Genomic DNA, 18,818 nt, shown 5'->3' on the forward strand with positions numbered 1-18,818 from the left:
TCTGAAAGCCTACCGGGGCCGGATGACACCACCGAAGTCCAGCGCACTTCTCGAACCGACAGCCCATCCCCGATTCCGTGACACCCCGTCCCCCCGGGACAACCCCGGCCCCCCGGCCGAACCCACCCCTCACCTCTCGAACCGGTAGCCCATGCCCGGTTCCGTGATGAAGTGCTTCGGGTGTGAGGGGTCCGCCTCCAGCTTCCGGCGCAGCTGGGCCATGTACACGCGCAGGTAGTTGGTCTCCGTCCCGTACGACGGCCCCCACACCTCCTGGAGCAGCTGCTTCTGGCTGACCAGCCGGCCGGTGTTGCGGACCAGCACCTCCAGCAGGTGCCACTCGGTCGGAGTGAGCCGGACATCCCGGCCGGCCCGGTTGACCTTCTTCGCGGCCAGGTCGACGGTGAACCCCGCGGTCTCCACCAGGACGTCGTCCTCGCCGCCCCCGGCGACCGGCTCGGCGCGCCGGACGGCGGCCCGCAGGCGGGCCAGCAGCTCGTCCATGCCGAAGGGCTTGGTGACGTAGTCGTCGGCGCCCGCGTCGAGCGCCTCGACCTTCTCGTCGGAGGAGTGGCGGGCCGACAGGACCAGGATCGGCACCCGGGTCCAGCCGCGCAGCCCCCTGATCACCTCGACGCCGTCCATGTCGGGCAGGCCGAGGTCGAGGACGACCACGTCGGGGTGGCGGGAGGCGGCCAGTTCGAGGGCGGTACGGCCGTCGGGGGCCGCGTCGACCTCGTACTTGCGCGCCTTCAGGTTGATCACGAGGGCACGCACGATCTGCGGCTCGTCGTCGACCACGAGCACACGGGTCATGAGGCCTGCCTTTCCGGTTCTGCCACGGCTGCCGCCGCTTCGTCCGCCGCTTCCGCCACCGCTTCCGCCGCGGTGACCGATCCTGCCGCGCGGAGGCTGAGCACCATGGTCAGCCCGCCGCCGGGCGTGTCCTCGGCGTTGAGGGTGCCGCCCATCGCCTCGGCGAAGCCCCGGGCGACCGCGAGCCCGAGTCCGACCCCGGCACCGCGCGGAGCGTCACCGTAACGCTGGAAGGGCTCGAAGATGCGCTCCTTGGCGTCGTCGGGCACGCCGGGCCCGCGGTCCACGATCCGCACCTCCACGCGGTCCGCGATGGGACTGGCGGAGACGAGCACGGGCCGGTCGTACGGGCTGTACTTGACGGCGTTCTCGACCAGGTTGGCCACCGACCGCTCCAGGAGCCCGGCGTCGGCCTCGACCATCGGCAGGGTCTCCGGCACGTCCAGGTCCACGCTGCCCTCGGGTACGCCGACCAGCGCCATCGGGACCACCTCGTCGAGGTCGATCTCGCGGACGATCGGGGTGACGGTGCCGGTCTGCAGCCGGGACATGTCGAGCAGGTTGCCGACGAGGTGGTCGAGCCGGTCGGCGCCCTCCTCGATGCCTTCGAGGAGTTCCGCCTGGTCCTCCTCGGACCAGGCCACGTCGTCCGAGCGGAGCGAGGTGACCGCCGCCTTGATCCCGGCGAGGGGCGTGCGCAGGTCGTGGCTGACGGCGGCCAGCAGCGCGGTGCGGATCCGGTTGCCCTCGGCGAGCGCCCGGGCCTGCTCGGCCTCCTCCTGGAGGCGCCTGCGGTCCAGTACGACGGCGGCCTGGGCGGCGAAGGCGGCGAGCACCCTGCGGTCCTCGGCGGGCAGCACCCGGCCGGTCAGCGCGAGGGCCATGTGGTCGCCGACAGGCATGTCGACGTCGGCCTGCTCGGGTTTCTCCAATGCGGGTCCGAAGCCGGCGCGCCCGGCGCAGGTCCAGGGCTCGACGTCGCCCGCCCGCTCCAGCAGGGCCGCGGACTCCATGCCGAAGGTCTCCCGGACCCGTTCGAGAAGTTCCTCCAGGCTGGTCTCGCCGCGCAGCACGTTGCCGGCGAGGAAGGAGAGGATCTCGGACTCGGCGCGCAGCCGGGCGGCCTGGTGGGTGCGGCGGGCGGCGAGGTCCACGACCGAGGCGACGGACAGCGCGACCCCGAAGAAGATCACGATGGCGACGATGTTCTTCGGGTCGGCGACGGTCAGCCGGTGCAGGGGCGGGGTGTAGAAGTAGTTCAGCAGCAGCGAGCCGAAGGCCGCCGAGGCCAGCGCCGGGAAGAGCCCGCCGAGCAGCGCGGCCGCGACCGTGAGGGTCAGGAACAGCAGCATGTCGTTGGCGAGGCCGAGGTCGACGGTGTTCAGCAGCACCGCCATGACGGCCGGGCCGGCCAGGCCGACGGTCCAGCCGGCGATGATCCGGCCGCGGCCGAGCCGCGCGCCCCGGGCCACCGGCAGCCCGCGCCCCTTGCCGGCCTCGCCGTGGGTGACGATGTGGACGTCCAGGTCGGGCCCGGACTCGCGGGCGACGGTGGCGCCGACGCCGGGTCCGAGGACGTACTGCCAGGCCTTGCGGCGCGAGGAGCCGAGGACTATCTGGGTGGCGTTGACCCCGCGCGCGAAGTCGAGGAGGGCCGCGGGGATGTCCTCGCCGACGACGTGGTGGAAGGTGCCGCCGAGGTCCTCGACGAGGGTGCGCTGGACGGCGAGTTCCTTCGGGGAGGCCGAGGTCAGGCCGTCGCTGCGGGAGATGTAGACGGCCAGCACCTCGCCGCCGGCGCCCTTCTCGGCGAGCCGGGCGGCCCGTCGTATCAGCGTGCGCCCCTCGGGGCCGCCGGTGAGGCCGACGACGATCCGCTCCCGGGAGCCCCAGATCGCCGACACCCGGTGCTCGCTGCGGTACTGCTTCAGGTACTCGTCGGCCCGGTCGGCGACCCACAGCAGGGCGAGTTCGCGCAGGGCGGTCAGGTTGCCGGGCCGGAAGTAGTTGGACAGGGCCGCGTCGACCTTGTCCGGCTGGTAGATGTTGCCGTGCGCCATGCGCCGGCGCAGCGCCTGGGGCGACATGTCGACCAGTTCGATCTGCTCCGCGCGCCGTACCACCTCGTCGGGCACGGTCTCGCGCTGGCGCACGCCCGTGATGGACTCGACGACGTCGCCGAGGGACTCCAGGTGCTGGATGTTGACGGTCGAGACGACGTCGATCCCGGCGGCCAGCAGTTCCTCGACGTCCTGCCAGCGCTTGGCGTTGCGGGAGCCGGGGACGTTGGTGTGGGCGAGTTCGTCCACCAGCGCGACGGCGGGGGCGCGGCTCAGTACGGCGTCGACGTCCATCTCGGTGAAGGCGGCGCCCCGGTACTCCAGTTCCCGGCGCGGCACCTGCTCCAGGCCGTGCAGCATCACCTCGGTGCGCGGCCGCTCGTGGTGCTCGACGAAGGCGACCACGCAGTCGGTGCCGCGCTCCACGCGCCGGTGCGCCTCGGAGAGCATGGCGTAGGTCTTGCCCACGCCCGGTGCCGCACCGAGATAGATCCGAAGCCTGCCGCGTGCCATGGTCCCATTGTCTTCCCGTGACTGCCGCCTACGCAGCGTCGACCTTACGGCCAACCGTCGCGGTGAACGGGACGGAGGGCGGGAGGGCGGGCATCTTTGACGCAACCCTGATGGGCGCCGGTGCCGGGTCCGGCGCCCCGGTGCGCGGACTCAGCTGGGGTTGTCGCCGTGCGTGAGGGTCTCCCAGGCGACGAAGAGGTTGTTGGTGCCCGCGGGGCGGTTGTTCTGGGTCAGGGTCTGGGTGTTGGTCATGGCGATGCCGAGCCGGTTGTGGAGGGCGTTGTAGCCGACCTCGGTGACGGGACCGAGGCCGAGGTTGAGTGAGCCGCCGCAGAGCCAGCTGGGGACGGCGGTGCCCAGCTGGTACTTGGCCTGGAAGCCGAGCGCCTGGCGCAGCCGCTCGCCGACGTCCGTGCCGTAGAGGTCCTCGCCCTGGATCCGGCTGGTCTCGGCGATGTGCGAGATCGAGGAGATGCCGTACCCGGTGTGCGTGAAGTCCCGGCAGGTCTCCTGGGTGAGGCCGGTGACGAAGGTGGACTGGCCCTGCCAGTAGGAGACGATCTTGGCGGTGGTGTCGAGGTTCTGGCTGGGTACGGTCTTCGGCACCGACCCGTCGGAGGCCAGGTAGACGTAGGCGGCCGCGCGGGTGCGGAACTTGGCCATGGCCGTGTCGTACGACGTCTTGTCCTCGAGGAAGACGGAGATGCCGACGGCGGCCTCCATCATCGTGAGCTCCCAGTTGCCGTTGGAGTTGGAGCCTTTGATGACCACCGGCAGATAGACGTTGCGGAGCATGGTGGCGAAGCGGGCCTGGTTGGTCCAGGTGCCGGTGTACGTGTACTTGATGATCTCGGCGGCCTTGGGCCAGGAGGAGCCGGCCCAGCCGGTCTGCAGGGGCGCGTTGCTGTTGGTGTGGCTGGTGATGGTGGCCGACCAGGCGTCCATGATCTGGATGGCCTTCTGGGCGTACCGGGCGTCCTTGGTGATGTACCAGGCGAGGGCGTCGGTGTAGGCGGCGATCGCGTCCTCGCGCTCGTCGGTGCAGCCGTAGTTCGGGTTCGAGTACGACCCGCACTCGACCGTCGCCCGGGGCGCGGGCGTGCGGTTCAGGTCGGCGTACTTGCTCGCCATCATCTGGTCGTAGGCCGCCTTCCAGGGCTGGGCGCCGGCCAGCACCTCGGTGCGGGCGAAGTCCAGTTGAGCCCTGGAGACGGTGACGCCGGGGTGCACGAAGGTGCTGGGGGCGGCCTGGGCGGGCCAGGACAGGAAGGCGGCGACGAGGGCGACGACCGCCGCGAGGAGTGGGGTTCTGCGGAGGGGGATGCTGCGCATGCGTGAAGGCCTTCCGTTCTCGTATGTGAACGCAAAGCGCCTTTATGAACAGGCGCGTTGGGCCGAGACGGTAGGTACAGACCAATGGGCCGTCAAGGGGTCACGCACACGAAAGGGCCGCACCCCCTGTGCGGGGTACGGCCCTTGCCGCTTCCGGCGTCCGCCGGTTACCGGACCTCGGTGATCTCCGGTCCGCGCTGGAGCTGGCCCATGCCACCGGAGAAACGCGAGGACTCCTCCTGCTGGACGCCCTCGGGGACCATCTGCGCGTCGTTCGGGAGCTTCAGGACGATCGGGTCCCGGGGAGCCATCGGGCCGTCGCCGCGGACCACGACGGTGTCCCGGAAGATCTGCTCCAGGAGCCCGGCGGCCTGCGGCTGCACCGCTCCCTGCCCGGAGATCACACCGCGCAGGAACCAGCGCGGCCCGTCCACACCCACGAACCGCACGACCTGGAAGCCGCCGGTGCCGTCCGGCAGCTGCACCGGCACCTGGGCACGCAGCTCCCAGCCCAGCGGACCCTCGACCTCGTCGACGATGCCGCCCTGCTGGGTGATGCCGGAGCCGATCTCCTCGCGCACCTCGCTCCAGATGCCCTCGCGCTTGGGCGCGGCGAAGGCCTGGAGCTGGACGGCGCTGTCGCGCAGGACGACGGTCGCCGCGACGATCGCGTCGCCCGCGACCTCGACCCGGAGCTCCATGCCGTCCACGCCGGGCACGAACAGACCGCCGAGGTCCACCCGGCCCTCGCCGGGATCGCGCACCTCGGTGGCGTCCCACGGCCCGTCGGGCCGGGGCTCCGGCTCCAGGCGAACGCGCTCGCGCTCGCCCTCTTCCTCGTCCGCCTCGGTGTCGACGCTGTCGACGACCTGCTCGGCCTCGCCGGCCGCGTCCTCGGCGGCACCCTTCTTGTTGCGACGTCCGAACACGTCACTGTCCTTCCCGGTCGGATACGACCGAAGCGTATCGATTCCCACCCGTCCGACCGCCCTCGGCGGCCTGACCGTTTGTGCCGCTCACGTCGCCCACCGCGGCATGACCGCCGGTGGACCCGAAGCCCCCGTCGGCCCGCACAGATCCGGGAAGTTCCGCGACCTCCTGGAAGCGGACCCTCTCGACCTGCTGGACGACCAGTTGGGCGATCCGGTCGAAGCGCTCGAACCGCACGGCCTCGCGCGGGTCGAGATTCACCACGATCACCTTGATCTCCCCACGGTACCCGCCATCAATCGTCCCCGGGGCATTCACGAGGGCCACACCGCACCGGGCGGCGAGCCCCGAACGCGGGTGCACGAAGGCCGCGTACCCGTCCGGGAGGGCGATCGACACCCCCGTGGGCAGTACGGCCCGTTCTCCCGGCTCCAGCTCGCACGCCTCGGTGGTGCGCAGGTCGGCGCCCGCGTCACCGGGGTGCTCGTACGCCGGAAGCGGTACCTCGGGGTCGACGCGGCGGAGCAGCACGTTCAGGGGGGCGGGGCTCACGGGTTCACCTCGAAGGCGCGGGCGCGCCTGATCTGGTCCGGGTCGCTCATGGCGGCCCGGATCTCTTCCTTGCGGCCGTGGTCGGTGAAGTGCTCCACCGGCACCTCGATGAAGAGGGCGTCCGCGCGGACGGCGACGGGGCCCTCCGGTGCGCCCACCCGGCCGGTGGCGGTCGAGTAGATCTTCCGGCCGGCCACGGCGACGACCTCGGCCGCCAGGTGGAGCGTGGTGCCCACGGGCACCGGCCGCACGAAGTCCGTCTCCAGACGTCCGGTGACGGCGATCTTCCGCAGCAGCCAGTTCAGCGAGCCCAGCGTCTCGTCCAGGGCGGTGGCGAGCACCCCGCCGTGGGCGAGGCCCGGAGCGCCCTGGTGGGCGGGGCGCACGGTGAACTCCGCGGTGAGGGAGACCCCCTCGCCGGCCCGTGCCTCCAGGTGCAGCCCGTGCGCCTGCCCGTGACCGCAGCCGAAACAGTGTTCGTAGTGTGCGCCGATGACCTCGCCGGGCGCGGGCGCATCGGGGTGCCGCTCCGGTTTCCGGGCACTGGCGGGAGGCTGAAGAGCTGCGGAACTACCACTCACAGCCGCAGACCTTACCCGCGCGTCCGGTGAATCCGGACACCGTGCCAAGCTTGTTCCATGCAGCTCTCCGCCACCCCGTACGAAGAACGCCTCACCGCGCCCCGGTCGTGGTGGTTCATCAGCTTCCTGGTCGGCGTCTCGTTCGCGCTGATCCTGCTGCCCTTCGGCACCCTGCCGGCGCTCGGCGGCCTGGCCGGCGGCACGGCGGCGGCGGCGGTGGTGGCCAGCTCGTACGGCTCCCAGCGGATCCGTCTGGTGGGCGACTCGCTGATCGCGGGCGAGGCGAAGATCCCGGTGTCGGCGCTGGGCGAGTCGCACGTCATGGACCCCGAGGAGGCGCGCGCCTGGCGCACCTACAAGGCCGACGTGCGCGCGTTCCTGCTGCTGCGCGCCTACATCCCCACGGCCCTGCGCGTCGAGGTCACCGACCCGCAGGACCCGACGCCGTACCTGTACCTGTCGACGCGGCAGCCGGAGGCGCTGGCGGCGGCGATCGAGGAAGCCCGGACCGCGGGGACCGCGCGGACGGCACAGGCGTGACGCGGACGCCACGGGCGTAGGGCGCCCGGGGGCGGCCCGGCAGGCGCTCAGGCGCCGAAGTCCTCCGGCAGTTGGGCGATCGGCAGCGGCTCGGCCGGCTTCTCCAGCGGCGGCAGCTCCGGCAGGTCCTCCCACGACACCTGGATCTTCCTCAGGTCCTTGCGGATGCGGTCCGCGAGCTTCCGGGTGTCCCGGCGGTTCATGACCGCGCCCACCGCGGCGCCGACCATGAACGGCATCAGATTGGGCAGGTCCCGGACCACCCGCTTCATGATCTGCTGGCGCAGCTCGCGCTTCATCTGCCCGCCGAGGGCGTTGTTGATGGTCGACGGCTTCATCACGTCGATCCCGCGCTCCCCCGACCAGGAGGACAGGTACGCGGTACTGCGGGCCTTCACGTTCCCCGGCGGCCGCACGCCGTACACCTCGTGGAGCTCGGCGATCAGTTTGAGCTCGATCGCCGCCACCCCGGTGATCTCCGCGGCCAGCTCGGTCGGCATGGCCGGCGGCACGGGCAGCATCGCCGCGGCGCCGACCCCGGCTCCGACCGCCGAGGTCGCGCCCGCGGCGCCCGCCACCAGTTTGTCGGCGAGCTGCTCGGGACCGAGGCCCGGGAACTGCCGACGCAGGGTCGCGAGGTCACGTACGGGTACACGCGGGGCGATCTCGATGATCCGGTCCGCCAGGTACGCCAGCCCTGCTTTCGCCCGGCTGCCGCCCTTACGGGCCCCTTCCCGGGCCATCTGCACGGCCTTGCCGCCGATGGCCGCCGCCCGTCGTCTGGCGACGGGCGCGGGTTCGTCCGCCGGCGCCGGGAGATCATCCCGGCCGGCCGCCGGTTCGAGCGAGGCTCCCGGATCGGACGAGCCCCGCTCGATGTCACGCGCGCGCGGGCCGTCGGACGGCCCTGAGTCCGCTCCCCGCAGGGGGAAACGGCGCTTCCGAGGTGGGGTCGAGCCAGTCATGCCCGACCCGCCCTCAGTCGCAGTCGCGGCAGATCGGCTGACCGTTCTTCTCCCGGGCCAGCTGGCTGCGGTGGTGCACCAGGAAGCAGCTCATGCAGGTGAACTCGTCCTGCTGCTTGGGCAGCACCCGGACGGCCAGTTCCTCGTTCGAGAGGTCGGCGCCGGGCAGCTCCAGGCCTTCCGCGGCCTCGAACTCGTCGACGTCCACTGCGGACGTGGACTTGTCGTTCCGCCGGGCCTTCAGCTCTTCAAGGCTGTCCGAGTCGACGTCATCGTCGGTCTTGCGTGGAGTGTCGTAATCGGTTGCCATGTCGCTCTCCCCCTCTGGGTGTCTGCGGTGTCTCCAGCGCACGTAACGCGTGAGAGGCCGGACTTGTGCCCGACCCGAGGCGGAGATTTTGCCTCACATCAAGGTCTGTTACTCAATCGACACCCAACCGGACCCCTCAAGAGTGATCAGGTTGAATGGCGATGGGGACCGTACACGGTCCTGACGAGACACCTCAAAGGCGCCTCACCCTGTACTTCCCGTGATCAAGACCCCTGAAAACAGGGATTTTCCCGCCTTTATTCCCCTGGCCATGATCACGGAGAGTAGATGGCCGGAAATCCGCCGTTGTGATCGATCACACACGAGGGAGCGCGCCACGCCGGAGAAAAATTCCGCGCAAAGCGAACATCCCTCGCGAGTGTCGCGATCTTGCAACGGCGTCAGACCGGCAGCGTGACCCTCATCACCAGCCCACCGCCCTCGCGCGGCTGGGCGGTGATGTGACCGCCGTGGGCCCGCGCCACGGAGCGGACGATCGACAGCCCCAGGCCCACACCCTTGTCGCTGCCCGTGCGCTCGGTACGGAGCCGTCTGAAGGGTTCGAAGAGGTTGTCGATCTCGTACGCCGGCACCACCGGACCGGTGTTCGACACGGACAGTACCGCCTGCCCGTGCTGCACCTCGGTGGTGACCTCCACCCAGCCGTCCTCGGCCACGTTGTAGCGCACCGCGTTCTGCAACAGGTTCAGCGCGATCCGCTCCAGCAGCACACCGTTGCCCTGGACGACGGCGGGCTTGCGCTGCCCCCTGATCTCGACGCCCTTGGCCTCCGCCTCGGCGTGCACCTGGTCGACGGCCTGGGAGGCCACCTCGGCCAGGTCGACCGGCTTGCGCTCGACGATCTGGTTGTCGCTGCGGGCGAGCAGCAGCAGTCCCTCCACGAGCTGCTCGCTGCGCTCGTTGGTGGCCAGCAGGGTCTTGCCGAGCTGTTGCAGTTCCACGGGCGCGTCCGGATCGGAGAGGTGCACCTCCAGGAGCGTGCGGTTGATCGCCAGGGGGGTGCGCAGCTCGTGGGAGGCGTTGCCGACGAAGCGCTGCTGGGCCGTGAAGGCGCGTTGCAGCCGCTCCAGCATGTCGTCGAAGGTGTCCGCGAGCTCCTTGAGCTCGTCGTCCGGGCCGTCCAGCTCGATACGGCGGGACAGGTCCGAGCCGGCCACCGCGCGGGCGGTGCGGGTGATCCGGCCGAGCGGGGACAGCACCCGGCCGGCCATCGCGTAGCCGAACGCGAAGGCGATCACGGCCAGGCCCAGCAGGGCCAGCAGCGAGCGGCTGAGCAGGTTGTCCAGGGCCGCCTGGCGCTGGTGGTCCATGCACTGGGCGATCGCGGAGTTGAAGTCCGACAGCTGGAGGCTGGAACTGGCGACCGTCGGGCAGTTGTCGCTGGAGACCTGGAGCTTCTCGAAGCCGACGATCTTGAACAGCGGCTGGTTGCCGGTGCTGATCGCCTGCGCGGCCAGCAGGTAGATGATCGACAGCAGCAGGATGCCCGCGATCAGGAACATGCCGCCGTACAGCAGGGTGAGCCGTATCCGGATGGTCGGGCGCAGCCACGGGAGGACCGGCTGCGGCCGCCGGGGGTCCCAGGTGGGCTTCGGGGGTGCCTGCGGGGGTGCGGGAGTGGTCGCCACGTTCATCAGATCCGGTAACCCGAGCCGGGCACGGTGACGATGACGGGGGGCTCGCCCAGCTTGCGGCGCAGGGTCATCACCGTCACCCGGACCACGTTGGTGAAGGGGTCGGTGTTCTCGTCCCAGGCCTTCTCGAGGAGCTGCTCGGCGCTGACCACCGCGCCCTCGCTGCGCATCAGCACCTCCAGGACGGCGAACTCCTTCGGCGCGAGCTGCACTTCCTTGCCGTCCCGGAAGACCTCACGGCGGTTCGGGTCGAGCTTGATGCCGGCCCGCTCCAGGACGGGCGGCAGCGGCACGCTGGTACGGCGGCCGAGGGCACGCACGCGCGCGATGAGCTCGCTGAACGCGAAAGGCTTGGGGAGGTAGTCGTCGGCGCCGATCTCCAGGCCCTCGACGCGGTCGCTGACGTCGCCCGACGCGGTGAGCATCAGCACGCGCGTGGGCATGCCGAGCTCCACGATCTTGCGGCAGACGTCGTCGCCGTGCACGAGGGGGAGGTCGCGGTCGAGGACGACCACGTCGTAGTCGTTGACGCCGATGCGCTCCAGGGCGGCCGCACCGTCGTACACGACGTCGACGGCCATGGCCTCCCGGCGCAGTCCGGTGGCCACCGCATCGGCGAGCAGTTGCTCGTCCTCGACGACGAGTACGCGCACGTCGCTTGTCCTTCCTCTGTCCACCCGCGTAGCGCGCACCGGCGCACCCGGGCAGGGATCTCCATGGGATGTGGTGCGTCCATCCTGCCCTTTTCGGCCATAAGTCGGCAGTAAGACGGGGGCCGGCAGCCGGATCCGGGGCCGTGGGGCGGGAATGCGAGATTTTCTCCTGCGGTTGAGGTTTCCACGGAGGGGAGCGGGGGGAGGACGGCATGTACACCCCGCGATCACGCTCTGCATGTGCCGCAGCACCATGCGGTACGTACGTCGCCGCTACGGCAGAGCGGACGATGGGGGTGTCCGGCACCGTCGCCGCCCAGCAGGGCAGCGCTGGGCACCCGCGAAGACGTGATCGCCCCTTCCCGACGGCACACCCCCGTGCCACCGACCCACGACCCAGGACGAGGGGGCGCAGCATGGACGCATTCACGACAGGACTTCTGCAGCGCATAAAGGCGACCGAGTCCGACATCACCCGAGCTCGCGACGAGGGCGACGACTTCCTCGTCGAAGTGGAGCAGGCCGAGCTCGACGACCTGCGCCGCCTCGCCGCCGAACACGGCGTGGAAGTCGGCGCGACCAGCGTCTGACAGCTCCGCAGCAGCACACCGGCACGAGAGCAGGGCCCCGGCGAATCCAGCGCCGGGGCCCTGCTCGTATCCGGTCCTCTACCCGCCGCCATGCGTTCGATTCCTGCCGGCGTCACGGTGTTCGATCTCCGGTCACCCGGCCGTCAGTCGTGCCAGGCTCCGAAGTCCTCCAGCAGGCGCTGGAGGGGCTCGAAGACCCCGGGGGTACCCGCGACCGTCAGATCGCGGTTCGGGCGCTCTCCGGGGCGGCCACCCGTCAGGGCGCCCGCCTCCCGCGCGATCAGGTCGCCCGCGCCCCAGTCCCACGCGTTCAGGCCGCGCTCGAAGTACCCGTCCAGCCGGCCGCCGGCCACGTCGCACAGGTCGATCGCCGCCGAGCCGCTGCGGCGGATGTCACGGAGCAGGGGGATCAGCCGGGCGGCCACCTCGGCCTGGTGGGTGCGGACGTTCGTCACGTAGTTGAAGCCCGTGGAGACCAGGGCCTCGGACAGGGGCGCGGCCGGCCGGCAGACCAGTGCCCGCTCGCCTTCCCACGCCCCGGTCGCCCAGGCCCCGGCCCCGCGCACCGCGTGGTAGGTCTCGCCGCGCATCGGCGCCGCCACCACCCCGGCCACGGTCTGCCCGCCGACCTCCGCGGCGATGGACACCGCCCAGGTCGGCAGCCCGTACAGGTAGTTGACCGTGCCGTCGAGCGGGTCGATCACCCAGCGGACCCCGCTGGTCCCCTCGGACGAGGCGCCCTCCTCACCGAGGAAGCCGTCGTCGGGGCGGTGGCCGGAGATCAGGTCGGTGATGAGTTTCTCCGCCGCGATGTCCATCTCGGTCACGACGTCGATCGGGCTGGACTTGGTCCGGGCCACGGAGAGATCGGCCGGGCGGCCGTCCCGCAGCAGCTCGCCCGCGCGGGCGGCCGCCTCCCGGGCGAGGCCCAGCAGCTCCGTGTGCAGGGGGTCGGTCACGGGGCTCCTTACGCGTAGGGGCTGTCGGCGCCCGCGGCGGCCGGGCGGGCGGACCGCGCCGGGCAGCAGCCGACCGGGCAGAGGTGGTGGCTCGCGCCGAGCGCTCCGAGGGCGCACGGCGTGACCTCGCGCCCGCTCTCCACCGCCGCGCGCTCCAGGACCAGGTCCCGGACGGCGGCGGCGAACCTCGGGTCGTCCCCGACGGTCGCGGACCGCCGTACCGGCAGCCCCAGCTCCTCGGCCTTGGCCCTGGCCTCCGTGTCGAGGTCGTAGAGGACCTCCATGTGGTCGGAGACGAAGCCGATGGGGGCCATGACGACGGCCGGGACGCCGGCGCCGTGCAGGTCCTCCAGGTGGTCGCAGATGTCGGGCTCCAGCCAGGGGATGTGGGGGGCGCCGGAGCGGGACTGGTAGACGAGCCGCCAGGGGTGGTCACGGCCGGTGCGCTCGCGGACCGCGGCGGCGATCAGCTCGGCCACCTCCAGGTGCTCCTCGACGTAGGCACCGCCCTCTCCGTGGGCCTCGACGGGGCCCGAGGTGTCGGCGCTCGCGGTCGGGATGGAGTGGGTCGTGAACGCGATGTGGGCGCCCGCGCGGACGTCCTCGGGGAGGTCCGCGAGCGAGTCCAGCACGCCGTCGATCATCGGGGCGAGGAAGCCGGGGTGGTTGAAGTAGTGCCGCAGCTTGTCGACCTTCGGCGGTTCGAGGCCCTCGGCCTCCAGCGCGGCCAGCGAGTCGGCGAGGTTCTCGCGGTACTGGCGGCAGCCCGAGTAGGAGGCGTAGGCGCTGGTGGCGAGCACCAGGACGCGGCGGCGGCCGTCGGCGACCATCTCCCGCAGGGTGTCCGTCAGGTACGGGGCCCAGTTGCGGTTGCCCCAGTAGACCGGCAGGTGCAGGCCGTGCTCGGCGAAGTCCTTGCGCAGGGCGTCCAGCAGGGCGCGGTTCTGGTCGTTGATCGGGCTGATCCCGCCGAACAGGAAGTAGTGCTGCCCGACCTCCTTGAGGCGTTCCTTCGGGATACCGCGCCCGCGGGTCACGTTCTCCAGGAACGGAACCACGTCGTCCGGGCCTTCCGGGCCGCCGAAGGAGAGCAGGAGCAGGGCGTCGTAGGGGGTGGCATCGAGCGCGTCTGGCATGAGCCGATCCTGCCACCCGGCACTGACGGCCCGGAAACAGGAGGGTGAAGAGTCGGATTCGGGAGGTTTATCCCCGGCGCCCGGCAGGTGCGTCCGGCCCTCCCCGCTCGTAAGCTGTATCAGCCGCAGTCACGCCTTACCCAGCCGTCGGAGACCCCCGTGCCCAGCCCCTATCGCGCCCTGTTCGCCGCACCCGGCACCAAGGCCTTCTCCGCCGCGGGCTTCGTCGGCCGGATGCCGCTGTCGATGATGGGCATCGGCGTGGTCACGATGATCTCCCAGCTGACCGGGCGGTACGGCCTCGCGGGTGCGCTCTCCGCGACCATCGCGCTGTCCGCCGCCGCGATCGGCCCGCAGGTGTCCCGGCTGGTCGACCAGTACGGCCAGCGCCGGGTGCTGCGTCCCGCGACGCTGCTCGCGCTCGCGGCGGCCGCCGGGCTGCTGTCCGCCGCGCACTACGGGTGGCCGGACTGGGCGCTGTTCGTGTGCGCGGCCGGGATCGGCGCGGTGCCGAGCCTCGGCGCGATGATCCGGGCCCGCTGGGCCACCCTGTACCGGGGCACCCCGCAGTTGCACACCGCCTACTCGTTCGAGTCGGTGGTCGACGAGATCTGCTTCATCTTCGGGCCGATCATCTCCATCGGACTGTCCACGACCTGGTTCCCGGAGGCGGGCCCGCTGCTGGCCGCCGGTTTCCTCGCGGCCGGCGTCCTCTGGCTCACCGCCCAGCACGCCACCGAACCGCGGCCGCACCCGCGCGAGCACCACGGCGGCGGTTCGGCGCTGCGCGCCCCCGGCCTCCAGGTGCTGGTGGCGACCTTCGTGGCCACCGGAGCGATCTTCGGAGCGGTGGACGTGGTGACCGTCGCCTTCGCCGACGAGCGCGGCCACAAGGGGGCCTCCAGCGTGGTCCTGGCCCTGTACGCGGCCGGCTCCTGCGCGGCGGGCGTGGTCTTCGGCCTGATGCGGTTCGCGGGGAAGCCGGAACGCAGGTGGCTGCTGGGCATATGTGCGATGGCCGTGAGTATGATCCCCCTCCTACTGGTCGGAAACTTGCCGCTTCTGGCCGTGGCGCTGTTCGTTTCGGGCCTGTCCATCGCACCGACGATGATCACGACGATGTCCCTCATCGAAGAGCACGTACCACGCGCGAAGCTCACCGAGGGCATGACCTGGGTGAGCACCGGCCTCGCGGTCGGGGTGGCGCTCGGCTCCTCGGTCGCCGGCTGGGTGATCGACGCGGCCGGCGCCCGTGCCGGGTACGGGGTCCCGGCCGTGTCCGGGGCCGTCGCGGTCGCGGTCGGTTTCCTCGGGTACCGCCGGCTCAACAGGCCGGTCACGCGTCGGGGAGGCACCGTTGGGCAGCACAGCGAGCGGCAAGAGCGGCACGTGGCGTAACTGGGGAGGGAACGTCACCGTCCGCCCCGCCCGGGAGGCCACCCCCGCCTCCGTGGACGAGCTGGCCGCGGCCGTACGGCAGGCGGCGGAGGACGGCCTGAAGGTGAAGGCGGTCGGCAGCGGCCACTCCTTCACCGCGATCGCCGCCACCGACGGTCTCTCGATCCGCCCTCAACTGCTGACGGGCATCCGCGACATCGACCGCAAGGCCATGACCGTCACGGTCGAGGCCGGCACCCCGCTCAAGAGACTCAACGTGGCCCTGGCCCGTGAGGGCCTGTCGCTGACCAACATGGGCGACATCATGGAGCAGACGGTCTCCGGGGCCACCAGCACCGGCACCCACGGCACCGGCCGCGAGTCCGCCTCGCTCGCCGCCCAGATCAGGGAACTCGAACTGGTCACCGCCGACGGGTCGGTGCTCACGTGTTCGGAGAAGGAGAATCCGGAGGTCTTCGCGGCCGCCCGGATCGGGCTGGGCGCCCTCGGCATCGTCACCGCGATCACCTTCGCCGTGGAGCCGCTCTTCCTGCTCACCGCGCGCGAGGAGCCGATGCCCTTCGACCGGGTGCTCGCCGAGTTCGAGGAACACAGCACGGAGAACGAGCACTTCGAGTTCTACTGGTTCCCGCACACCGCGTCGACCAACACCAAGCGCAACAACCGCAGCGCCGGTCCGGCGCAGCCGGTGGGCCGGCTGTCCGGCTGGTTCGAGGACGAGTTCGTCGCCAACGGCCTCTGGCAGGCGGTGAACACGGTCGGCCGCGCGGCCCCCGCCAGCATCCCGGCCATCGCGCGGATCTCCACCCGGGCGTGGTCCGCACGGACGTACACCGACATCCCTTACAAGGTCTTCACGTCACCCCGCCGGGTACGGTTCGTCGAGATGGAGTACGCCGTCCCGCGCGCGGCCCTGGTGGACACGCTGCGGGAACTCAAGGCCATGGTCGACCGTTCGGATCTCCGGATCAGCTACCCGGTGGAGGTCCGCACCGCCCCCGCCGACGACATCGCCCTGTCCACCGCGTCCGCCCGCGACAGCGCCTACATCGCCGTGCACATGTACCGGGGCACCCCGTACCAGGCCTACTTCACGGCCGCCGAGCGGATCTTCACCGCGCACGAGGGGCGCCCGCACTGGGGCAAGGTGCACACCCGCGACGCGGGCTACTTCGCCGAGGTCTACCCGCGCTTCGGCGAGTTCACGGCACTGCGGGACCGGCTCGACCCGGACCGGCTGTTCCAGAACGACTACCTGCGGCGGGTTCTGGGGCAGTAGGCAGCGCCGGCGACCGGGGCGACGACGGGCAGGTGAAGTGGCCCCGGCCTTCCGGTACTTGTTCGACCGGCCACGCAAGAAGGGGACGTACGAACGAAACAATTGGTTCCGTTTCCGGGGATTACGTGAAGTACGCCACGTTCAAGATTCCTGGAAACGGGCAACCGACGGCCGGAGAGCGGTTGTTGCCAGAAGTTCGGCGGCGCGCCAATCCACGCACGTGGCCCAAATGGAGTACTGTTGCGAGCCCTGGGTCCGGTCTCCCGCCAGGGTGTCCGGGGCCTTGCAGGACCGCCGGGAGGGGGGCTCGTTGCACAGGGTGACGGAGTTGGTCACTTAGCGTTGCGAATAGGTAACCGTGCCATAACGGCGTTCCCGGGCCCGTGCCCGACACGCCGGGCAACTCGGCAAGGTTGTGGCAGGCTGCACCCGGGCAGGCCACACTCGACTAGCGGAAGCAGCGACGCACGTGACGTCGGCAGGCACCACCCGGGAGGTCCCCATGCCCGAACTGCGTGTCGTGGCCGTCTCCAATGACGGCACACGGCTGGTGCTCAAGGCTGCCGACTCTACGGAGTACACCCTTCCGATCGACGAACGGCTCCGGGCCGCCGTACGCGGCGACCGGCCCCGGCTCGGTCAGATCGAGATCGAGGTCGAGAGCCATCTCCGGCCGCGAGACATCCAGGCGCGGATACGTGCGGGCGCGACGGCGGAAGAGGTCGCGCAGCTCGCCGGGATCCCCGTCGACCGGGTGCGGCGCTTCGAGGGTCCGGTACTGGCCGAACGCGCCTTCATGGCCGAACGGGCCCGCAAGACGCCCGTCCGCCGGCCCGGCGAGAACTCCGGTCCGCTGCTCGGCGAGGCCGTGCAGGAGCGGCTGGTGCTGCGCGGCGCCGAGAAGGACACCGTCCAGTGGGACTCCTGGCGCCGCGACGACGGCACCTGGGAGGTCCTGCTCGTCTACCGGGTCGCGGGCGAACCGCACTCGGCGAGCTGGACCTACGACCCGCCCCGGCGGCTCGTCCAGGCGGTCGACGACGAGGCGCGCTCGCTGATCGGCGAGTCCGACGACCTCGCCGTACCGGAGCCCAGCTTTCCGTTCGTGCCCCGGATCGCGCGGCTGCCGCGTGACCGGCCGCTGGACCGCCCCGGCGACCGGGACCGCGAGCGGCCGAGCCTGCCCGCACAGTCGTCCGAGCCGGTCGAGGAGACGGTCGGTGAACGCGACTCGCTGACCAGCCTGTTGGAGGCGGTGCCGAGCTTCCGGGGCGACATGGTGGTGCCGGAACGCCCGGCGGAGCCCCAGGAGGAGCCCGTCGAGGAACCGGTGCCCGAGGAGCCGCCGGCCCCCGCGGCCTCGGCCGGGTCCGCCTACGCGGACGTCCTCATGCCCCGTTCCGTCGGCGCCCACCGCGACCGGCTGATCGGCGCCACCGACCGCCAGGCCGAGGCCGACGGCGTCCGCCCGGGGCGCCGGGCCGCCGTACCGAGCTGGGACGAGATCGTCTTCGGTACGCGCCGCAAGAAGCAGGAGTGACAGCGGTCCTGTGACCGTACGAGGAAGGGGGCACGCGCGCGTGCCCCCTTCCTCATGCCGTCCCGTGGCGGGCCGTACCGGCCTACTGCGGGTCGGGGCCGACCGCGACCGGGCGGGACGGGTCGGCCGACCACTCCGACCAGGAACCGACGTAGAGCGCGGCGGGGATCCCGGCGACGGCCAGCGCCAGCACCTCGTGGGCGCCCGATACGCCCGAACCGCAGTACACCCCGACCTCGGCCCCCTGGGCGGCGCCCAAGCCCTTGAAACGGTCCTGGAGTTCGGCGGCGGGCAGGAAACGGCCGTCCGGGCCGACGTTCTCGGTGGTCGGCGCCGACACCGCACCCGGGATGTGTCCGCCGACCCGGTCGATCGGCTCCACCTCACCTCGGTACCGCTCCCCCGCGCGGGCGTCGAGCAGCACACCCGAGCGGGCCAGTGCGGCCGCCCCGTCGGCGTCGAGCAACTCGGTGGCGCCCGGCGCCGGTTCGAAGTCACCCTGGACCGGGGCGGGCACGTCAGTCGAAAGAGCGCCCTGCCAGGACGGCAACCCGCCGTCGAGGACCCGCACGTCCGGGTGACCCGTCCAGCGCAGCAGCCACCAGGCGCGCGCTGCGGCCCAGCCCTGCCCCCCGTCGTAGACGACGACCGGCAGGTCCGCCGAGACGCCCGCGCGGCGCATCGCCGCGCCGAAGACGGCCAGGTCGGGCAGCGGATGCCGGCCGTTCTCGCCGGGCGCGGAGGCGAGTTCCCCGTCCAGCTCCACGAAGACGGCGCCCGGCAGATGGCCCTCCGTGTACGCGGCCCGGCCGTCGAAGGCCGGGGCTCCGGGTGTGGTCAACCGCCAGCGGACGTCCAGCAGGACGGGCGGGTTCGGCCCCGTCAGGGCGTCGGCGAGTTCGGTTGCGGTGATGATGGCTTCCATGGCCCCATCCTTACGCCAGGGGTGGCCGCGGCGTCCAGGTACGACTACTCTGCTCGGCCGGACAGGCTCGATCACCCCGCGTAC

At 71.6% G+C, this 18,818-nt stretch carries 18 protein-coding genes; 5 read left to right on the top strand and 13 right to left on the bottom strand.

Going from position 1 to position 18,818, the window contains the following annotated elements; all coding sequences use genetic code 11:
• Positions 1-129 precede the first annotated feature (129 nt).
• The 6 genes from MB828_RS20810 to MB828_RS20835 form a co-directional block, all read right to left on the bottom strand.
• Complete coding sequence (locus MB828_RS20810) at positions 130-816, bottom strand: response regulator (RefSeq protein WP_133028076.1); 687 nt, start codon at positions 814-816, stop codon at positions 130-132.
• On the bottom strand, positions 813-3,389 hold the full coding sequence (locus MB828_RS20815; RefSeq protein ID WP_301649514.1) for a sensor histidine kinase: 2,577 nt from the start codon (positions 3,387-3,389) through the stop codon (positions 813-815). Before MB828_RS20815 ends, MB828_RS20810 begins: the two co-directional genes overlap by 4 nt.
• Positions 3,390-3,539: 150 nt before the next feature.
• Positions 3,540-4,721 carry an alginate lyase family protein gene (locus tag MB828_RS20820; RefSeq protein WP_301649515.1) on the bottom strand — a complete coding sequence of 394 codons (1,182 nt, stop codon included), beginning with the start codon at positions 4,719-4,721 and terminating at the stop codon, positions 3,540-3,542.
• A gap of 167 nt (positions 4,722-4,888) precedes the next feature.
• Complete coding sequence (locus tag MB828_RS20825) at positions 4,889-5,650, bottom strand: DUF3710 domain-containing protein (protein ID WP_133028079.1); 762 nt, start codon at positions 5,648-5,650, stop codon at positions 4,889-4,891.
• A gap of 1 nt (position 5,651) precedes the next feature.
• Positions 5,652-6,203, bottom strand: coding sequence for a dUTP diphosphatase (gene dut / locus MB828_RS20830; protein ID WP_301649516.1), 552 nt, complete (start codon positions 6,201-6,203; stop codon positions 5,652-5,654).
• Positions 6,200-6,784 carry a PaaI family thioesterase gene (locus MB828_RS20835; RefSeq protein ID WP_301649517.1) on the bottom strand — a complete coding sequence of 195 codons (585 nt, stop codon included), beginning with the start codon at positions 6,782-6,784 and terminating at the stop codon, positions 6,200-6,202. The genes dut and MB828_RS20835 overlap by 4 nt, the downstream gene beginning before the upstream one ends.
• Before the next feature lie 57 nt (positions 6,785-6,841).
• On the opposite strand from MB828_RS20835, the gene MB828_RS20840 reads away from it, so the two are divergent.
• The gene (locus tag MB828_RS20840; protein WP_133028082.1) at positions 6,842-7,324 is read left to right on the top strand and encodes a DUF3093 domain-containing protein; all 483 of its coding nucleotides are present in this window, start codon (positions 6,842-6,844) and stop codon (positions 7,322-7,324) included.
• A gap of 47 nt (positions 7,325-7,371) precedes the next feature.
• Here MB828_RS20840 and MB828_RS20845 read toward each other — a convergent pair whose 3' ends face one another.
• The 4 genes from MB828_RS20845 to MB828_RS20860 all read right to left on the bottom strand — a co-directional run bounded on the left by MB828_RS20845 (position 7,372) and on the right by MB828_RS20860 (position 10,907).
• Positions 7,372-8,289 (bottom strand): hypothetical protein, encoded by a 918-nt coding sequence (locus MB828_RS20845; RefSeq protein ID WP_301649518.1) that lies wholly within the window; start codon positions 8,287-8,289, stop codon positions 7,372-7,374.
• Positions 8,290-8,302: 13 nt separating this feature from the next.
• Positions 8,303-8,599 carry a DUF4193 domain-containing protein gene (locus MB828_RS20850; protein ID WP_005481602.1) on the bottom strand — a complete coding sequence of 99 codons (297 nt, stop codon included), beginning with the start codon at positions 8,597-8,599 and terminating at the stop codon, positions 8,303-8,305.
• Between the two features lie 401 nt (positions 8,600-9,000).
• On the bottom strand, positions 9,001-10,248 hold the full coding sequence (locus tag MB828_RS20855; protein WP_133028083.1) for a sensor histidine kinase: 1,248 nt from the start codon (positions 10,246-10,248) through the stop codon (positions 9,001-9,003).
• A 5-nt stretch (positions 10,249-10,253) separates the two neighbouring features.
• Entirely contained in the window at positions 10,254-10,907 is a 654-nt protein-coding gene (locus MB828_RS20860) for a response regulator transcription factor (RefSeq protein WP_003993508.1), read from the bottom strand.
• A gap of 416 nt (positions 10,908-11,323) precedes the next feature.
• Here MB828_RS20860 and MB828_RS20865 point away from each other — a divergent pair, with 416 nt between their 5' ends.
• Positions 11,324-11,497 (top strand): hypothetical protein, encoded by a 174-nt coding sequence (locus MB828_RS20865; protein WP_165939545.1) that lies wholly within the window; start codon positions 11,324-11,326, stop codon positions 11,495-11,497.
• A gap of 143 nt (positions 11,498-11,640) precedes the next feature.
• Here MB828_RS20865 and MB828_RS20870 read toward each other — a convergent pair whose 3' ends face one another.
• Both MB828_RS20870 and MB828_RS20875 read right to left on the bottom strand, forming a co-directional pair.
• Positions 11,641-12,456, bottom strand: a complete 816-nt coding sequence (locus tag MB828_RS20870; protein ID WP_133028084.1) for an inositol monophosphatase family protein — start codon at positions 12,454-12,456, stop codon at positions 11,641-11,643.
• An 8-nt stretch (positions 12,457-12,464) separates the two neighbouring features.
• Positions 12,465-13,592, bottom strand: coding sequence for a ferrochelatase (locus tag MB828_RS20875; RefSeq protein ID WP_133028085.1), 1,128 nt, complete (start codon positions 13,590-13,592; stop codon positions 12,465-12,467).
• 159 nt (positions 13,593-13,751) lie between these two features.
• On the opposite strand from MB828_RS20875, the gene MB828_RS20880 reads away from it, so the two are divergent.
• The 3 genes from MB828_RS20880 to sepH all read left to right on the top strand — a co-directional run bounded on the left by MB828_RS20880 (position 13,752) and on the right by sepH (position 17,809).
• The gene (locus MB828_RS20880) at positions 13,752-14,990 is read left to right on the top strand and encodes an MFS transporter (protein ID WP_301649519.1); all 1,239 of its coding nucleotides are present in this window, start codon (positions 13,752-13,754) and stop codon (positions 14,988-14,990) included.
• Positions 14,950-16,269, top strand: a complete 1,320-nt coding sequence (locus MB828_RS20885) for a D-arabinono-1,4-lactone oxidase (protein WP_133028087.1) — start codon at positions 14,950-14,952, stop codon at positions 16,267-16,269. The genes MB828_RS20880 and MB828_RS20885 overlap by 41 nt, the downstream gene beginning before the upstream one ends.
• Before the next feature lie 502 nt (positions 16,270-16,771).
• Positions 16,772-17,809: a septation protein SepH gene (sepH, locus tag MB828_RS20890; RefSeq protein WP_046728696.1), complete on the top strand. Its 1,038-nt coding sequence runs from the start codon at positions 16,772-16,774 to the stop codon at positions 17,807-17,809.
• A gap of 82 nt (positions 17,810-17,891) precedes the next feature.
• On the opposite strand, the gene MB828_RS20895 is transcribed toward sepH, so the two are convergent.
• Positions 17,892-18,734: a sulfurtransferase gene (locus MB828_RS20895; RefSeq protein WP_301649520.1), complete on the bottom strand. Its 843-nt coding sequence runs from the start codon at positions 18,732-18,734 to the stop codon at positions 17,892-17,894.
• Between the last annotated feature and the right edge of the window lie 84 nt (positions 18,735-18,818).

Source organism: Streptomyces arenae, assembly GCF_022343545.1.
Lineage (GTDB): Bacteria > Actinomycetota > Actinomycetes > Streptomycetales > Streptomycetaceae > Streptomyces > Streptomyces humi.

Excerpts from the sequence above, each read along its gene's own strand:
- MB828_RS20840 (WP_133028082.1), top strand. The coding sequence starts at position 6,842 with ATGCAGCTCTCCGCCACCCCGTACGAAGAACGCCTCACCGCGCCCCGG.
- MB828_RS20815 (WP_301649514.1), bottom strand. The coding sequence starts at position 3,389 with ATGGCACGCGGCAGGCTTCGGATCTATCTCGGTGCGGCACCGGGCGTG.
- MB828_RS20895 (WP_301649520.1), bottom strand. The coding sequence starts at position 18,734 with ATGGAAGCCATCATCACCGCAACCGAACTCGCCGACGCCCTGACGGGG.
- sepH (WP_046728696.1), top strand. The coding sequence starts at position 16,772 with ATGCCCGAACTGCGTGTCGTGGCCGTCTCCAATGACGGCACACGGCTG.
- MB828_RS20845 (WP_301649518.1), bottom strand. The coding sequence starts at position 8,289 with ATGACTGGCTCGACCCCACCTCGGAAGCGCCGTTTCCCCCTGCGGGGA.
- MB828_RS20810 (WP_133028076.1), bottom strand. The coding sequence starts at position 816 with ATGACCCGTGTGCTCGTGGTCGACGACGAGCCGCAGATCGTGCGTGCC.
- MB828_RS20865 (WP_165939545.1), top strand. The coding sequence starts at position 11,324 with ATGGACGCATTCACGACAGGACTTCTGCAGCGCATAAAGGCGACCGAG.
- MB828_RS20875 (WP_133028085.1), bottom strand. The coding sequence starts at position 13,592 with ATGCCAGACGCGCTCGATGCCACCCCCTACGACGCCCTGCTCCTGCTC.
- MB828_RS20820 (WP_301649515.1), bottom strand. The coding sequence starts at position 4,721 with ATGCGCAGCATCCCCCTCCGCAGAACCCCACTCCTCGCGGCGGTCGTC.
- MB828_RS20850 (WP_005481602.1), bottom strand. The coding sequence starts at position 8,599 with ATGGCAACCGATTACGACACTCCACGCAAGACCGACGATGACGTCGAC.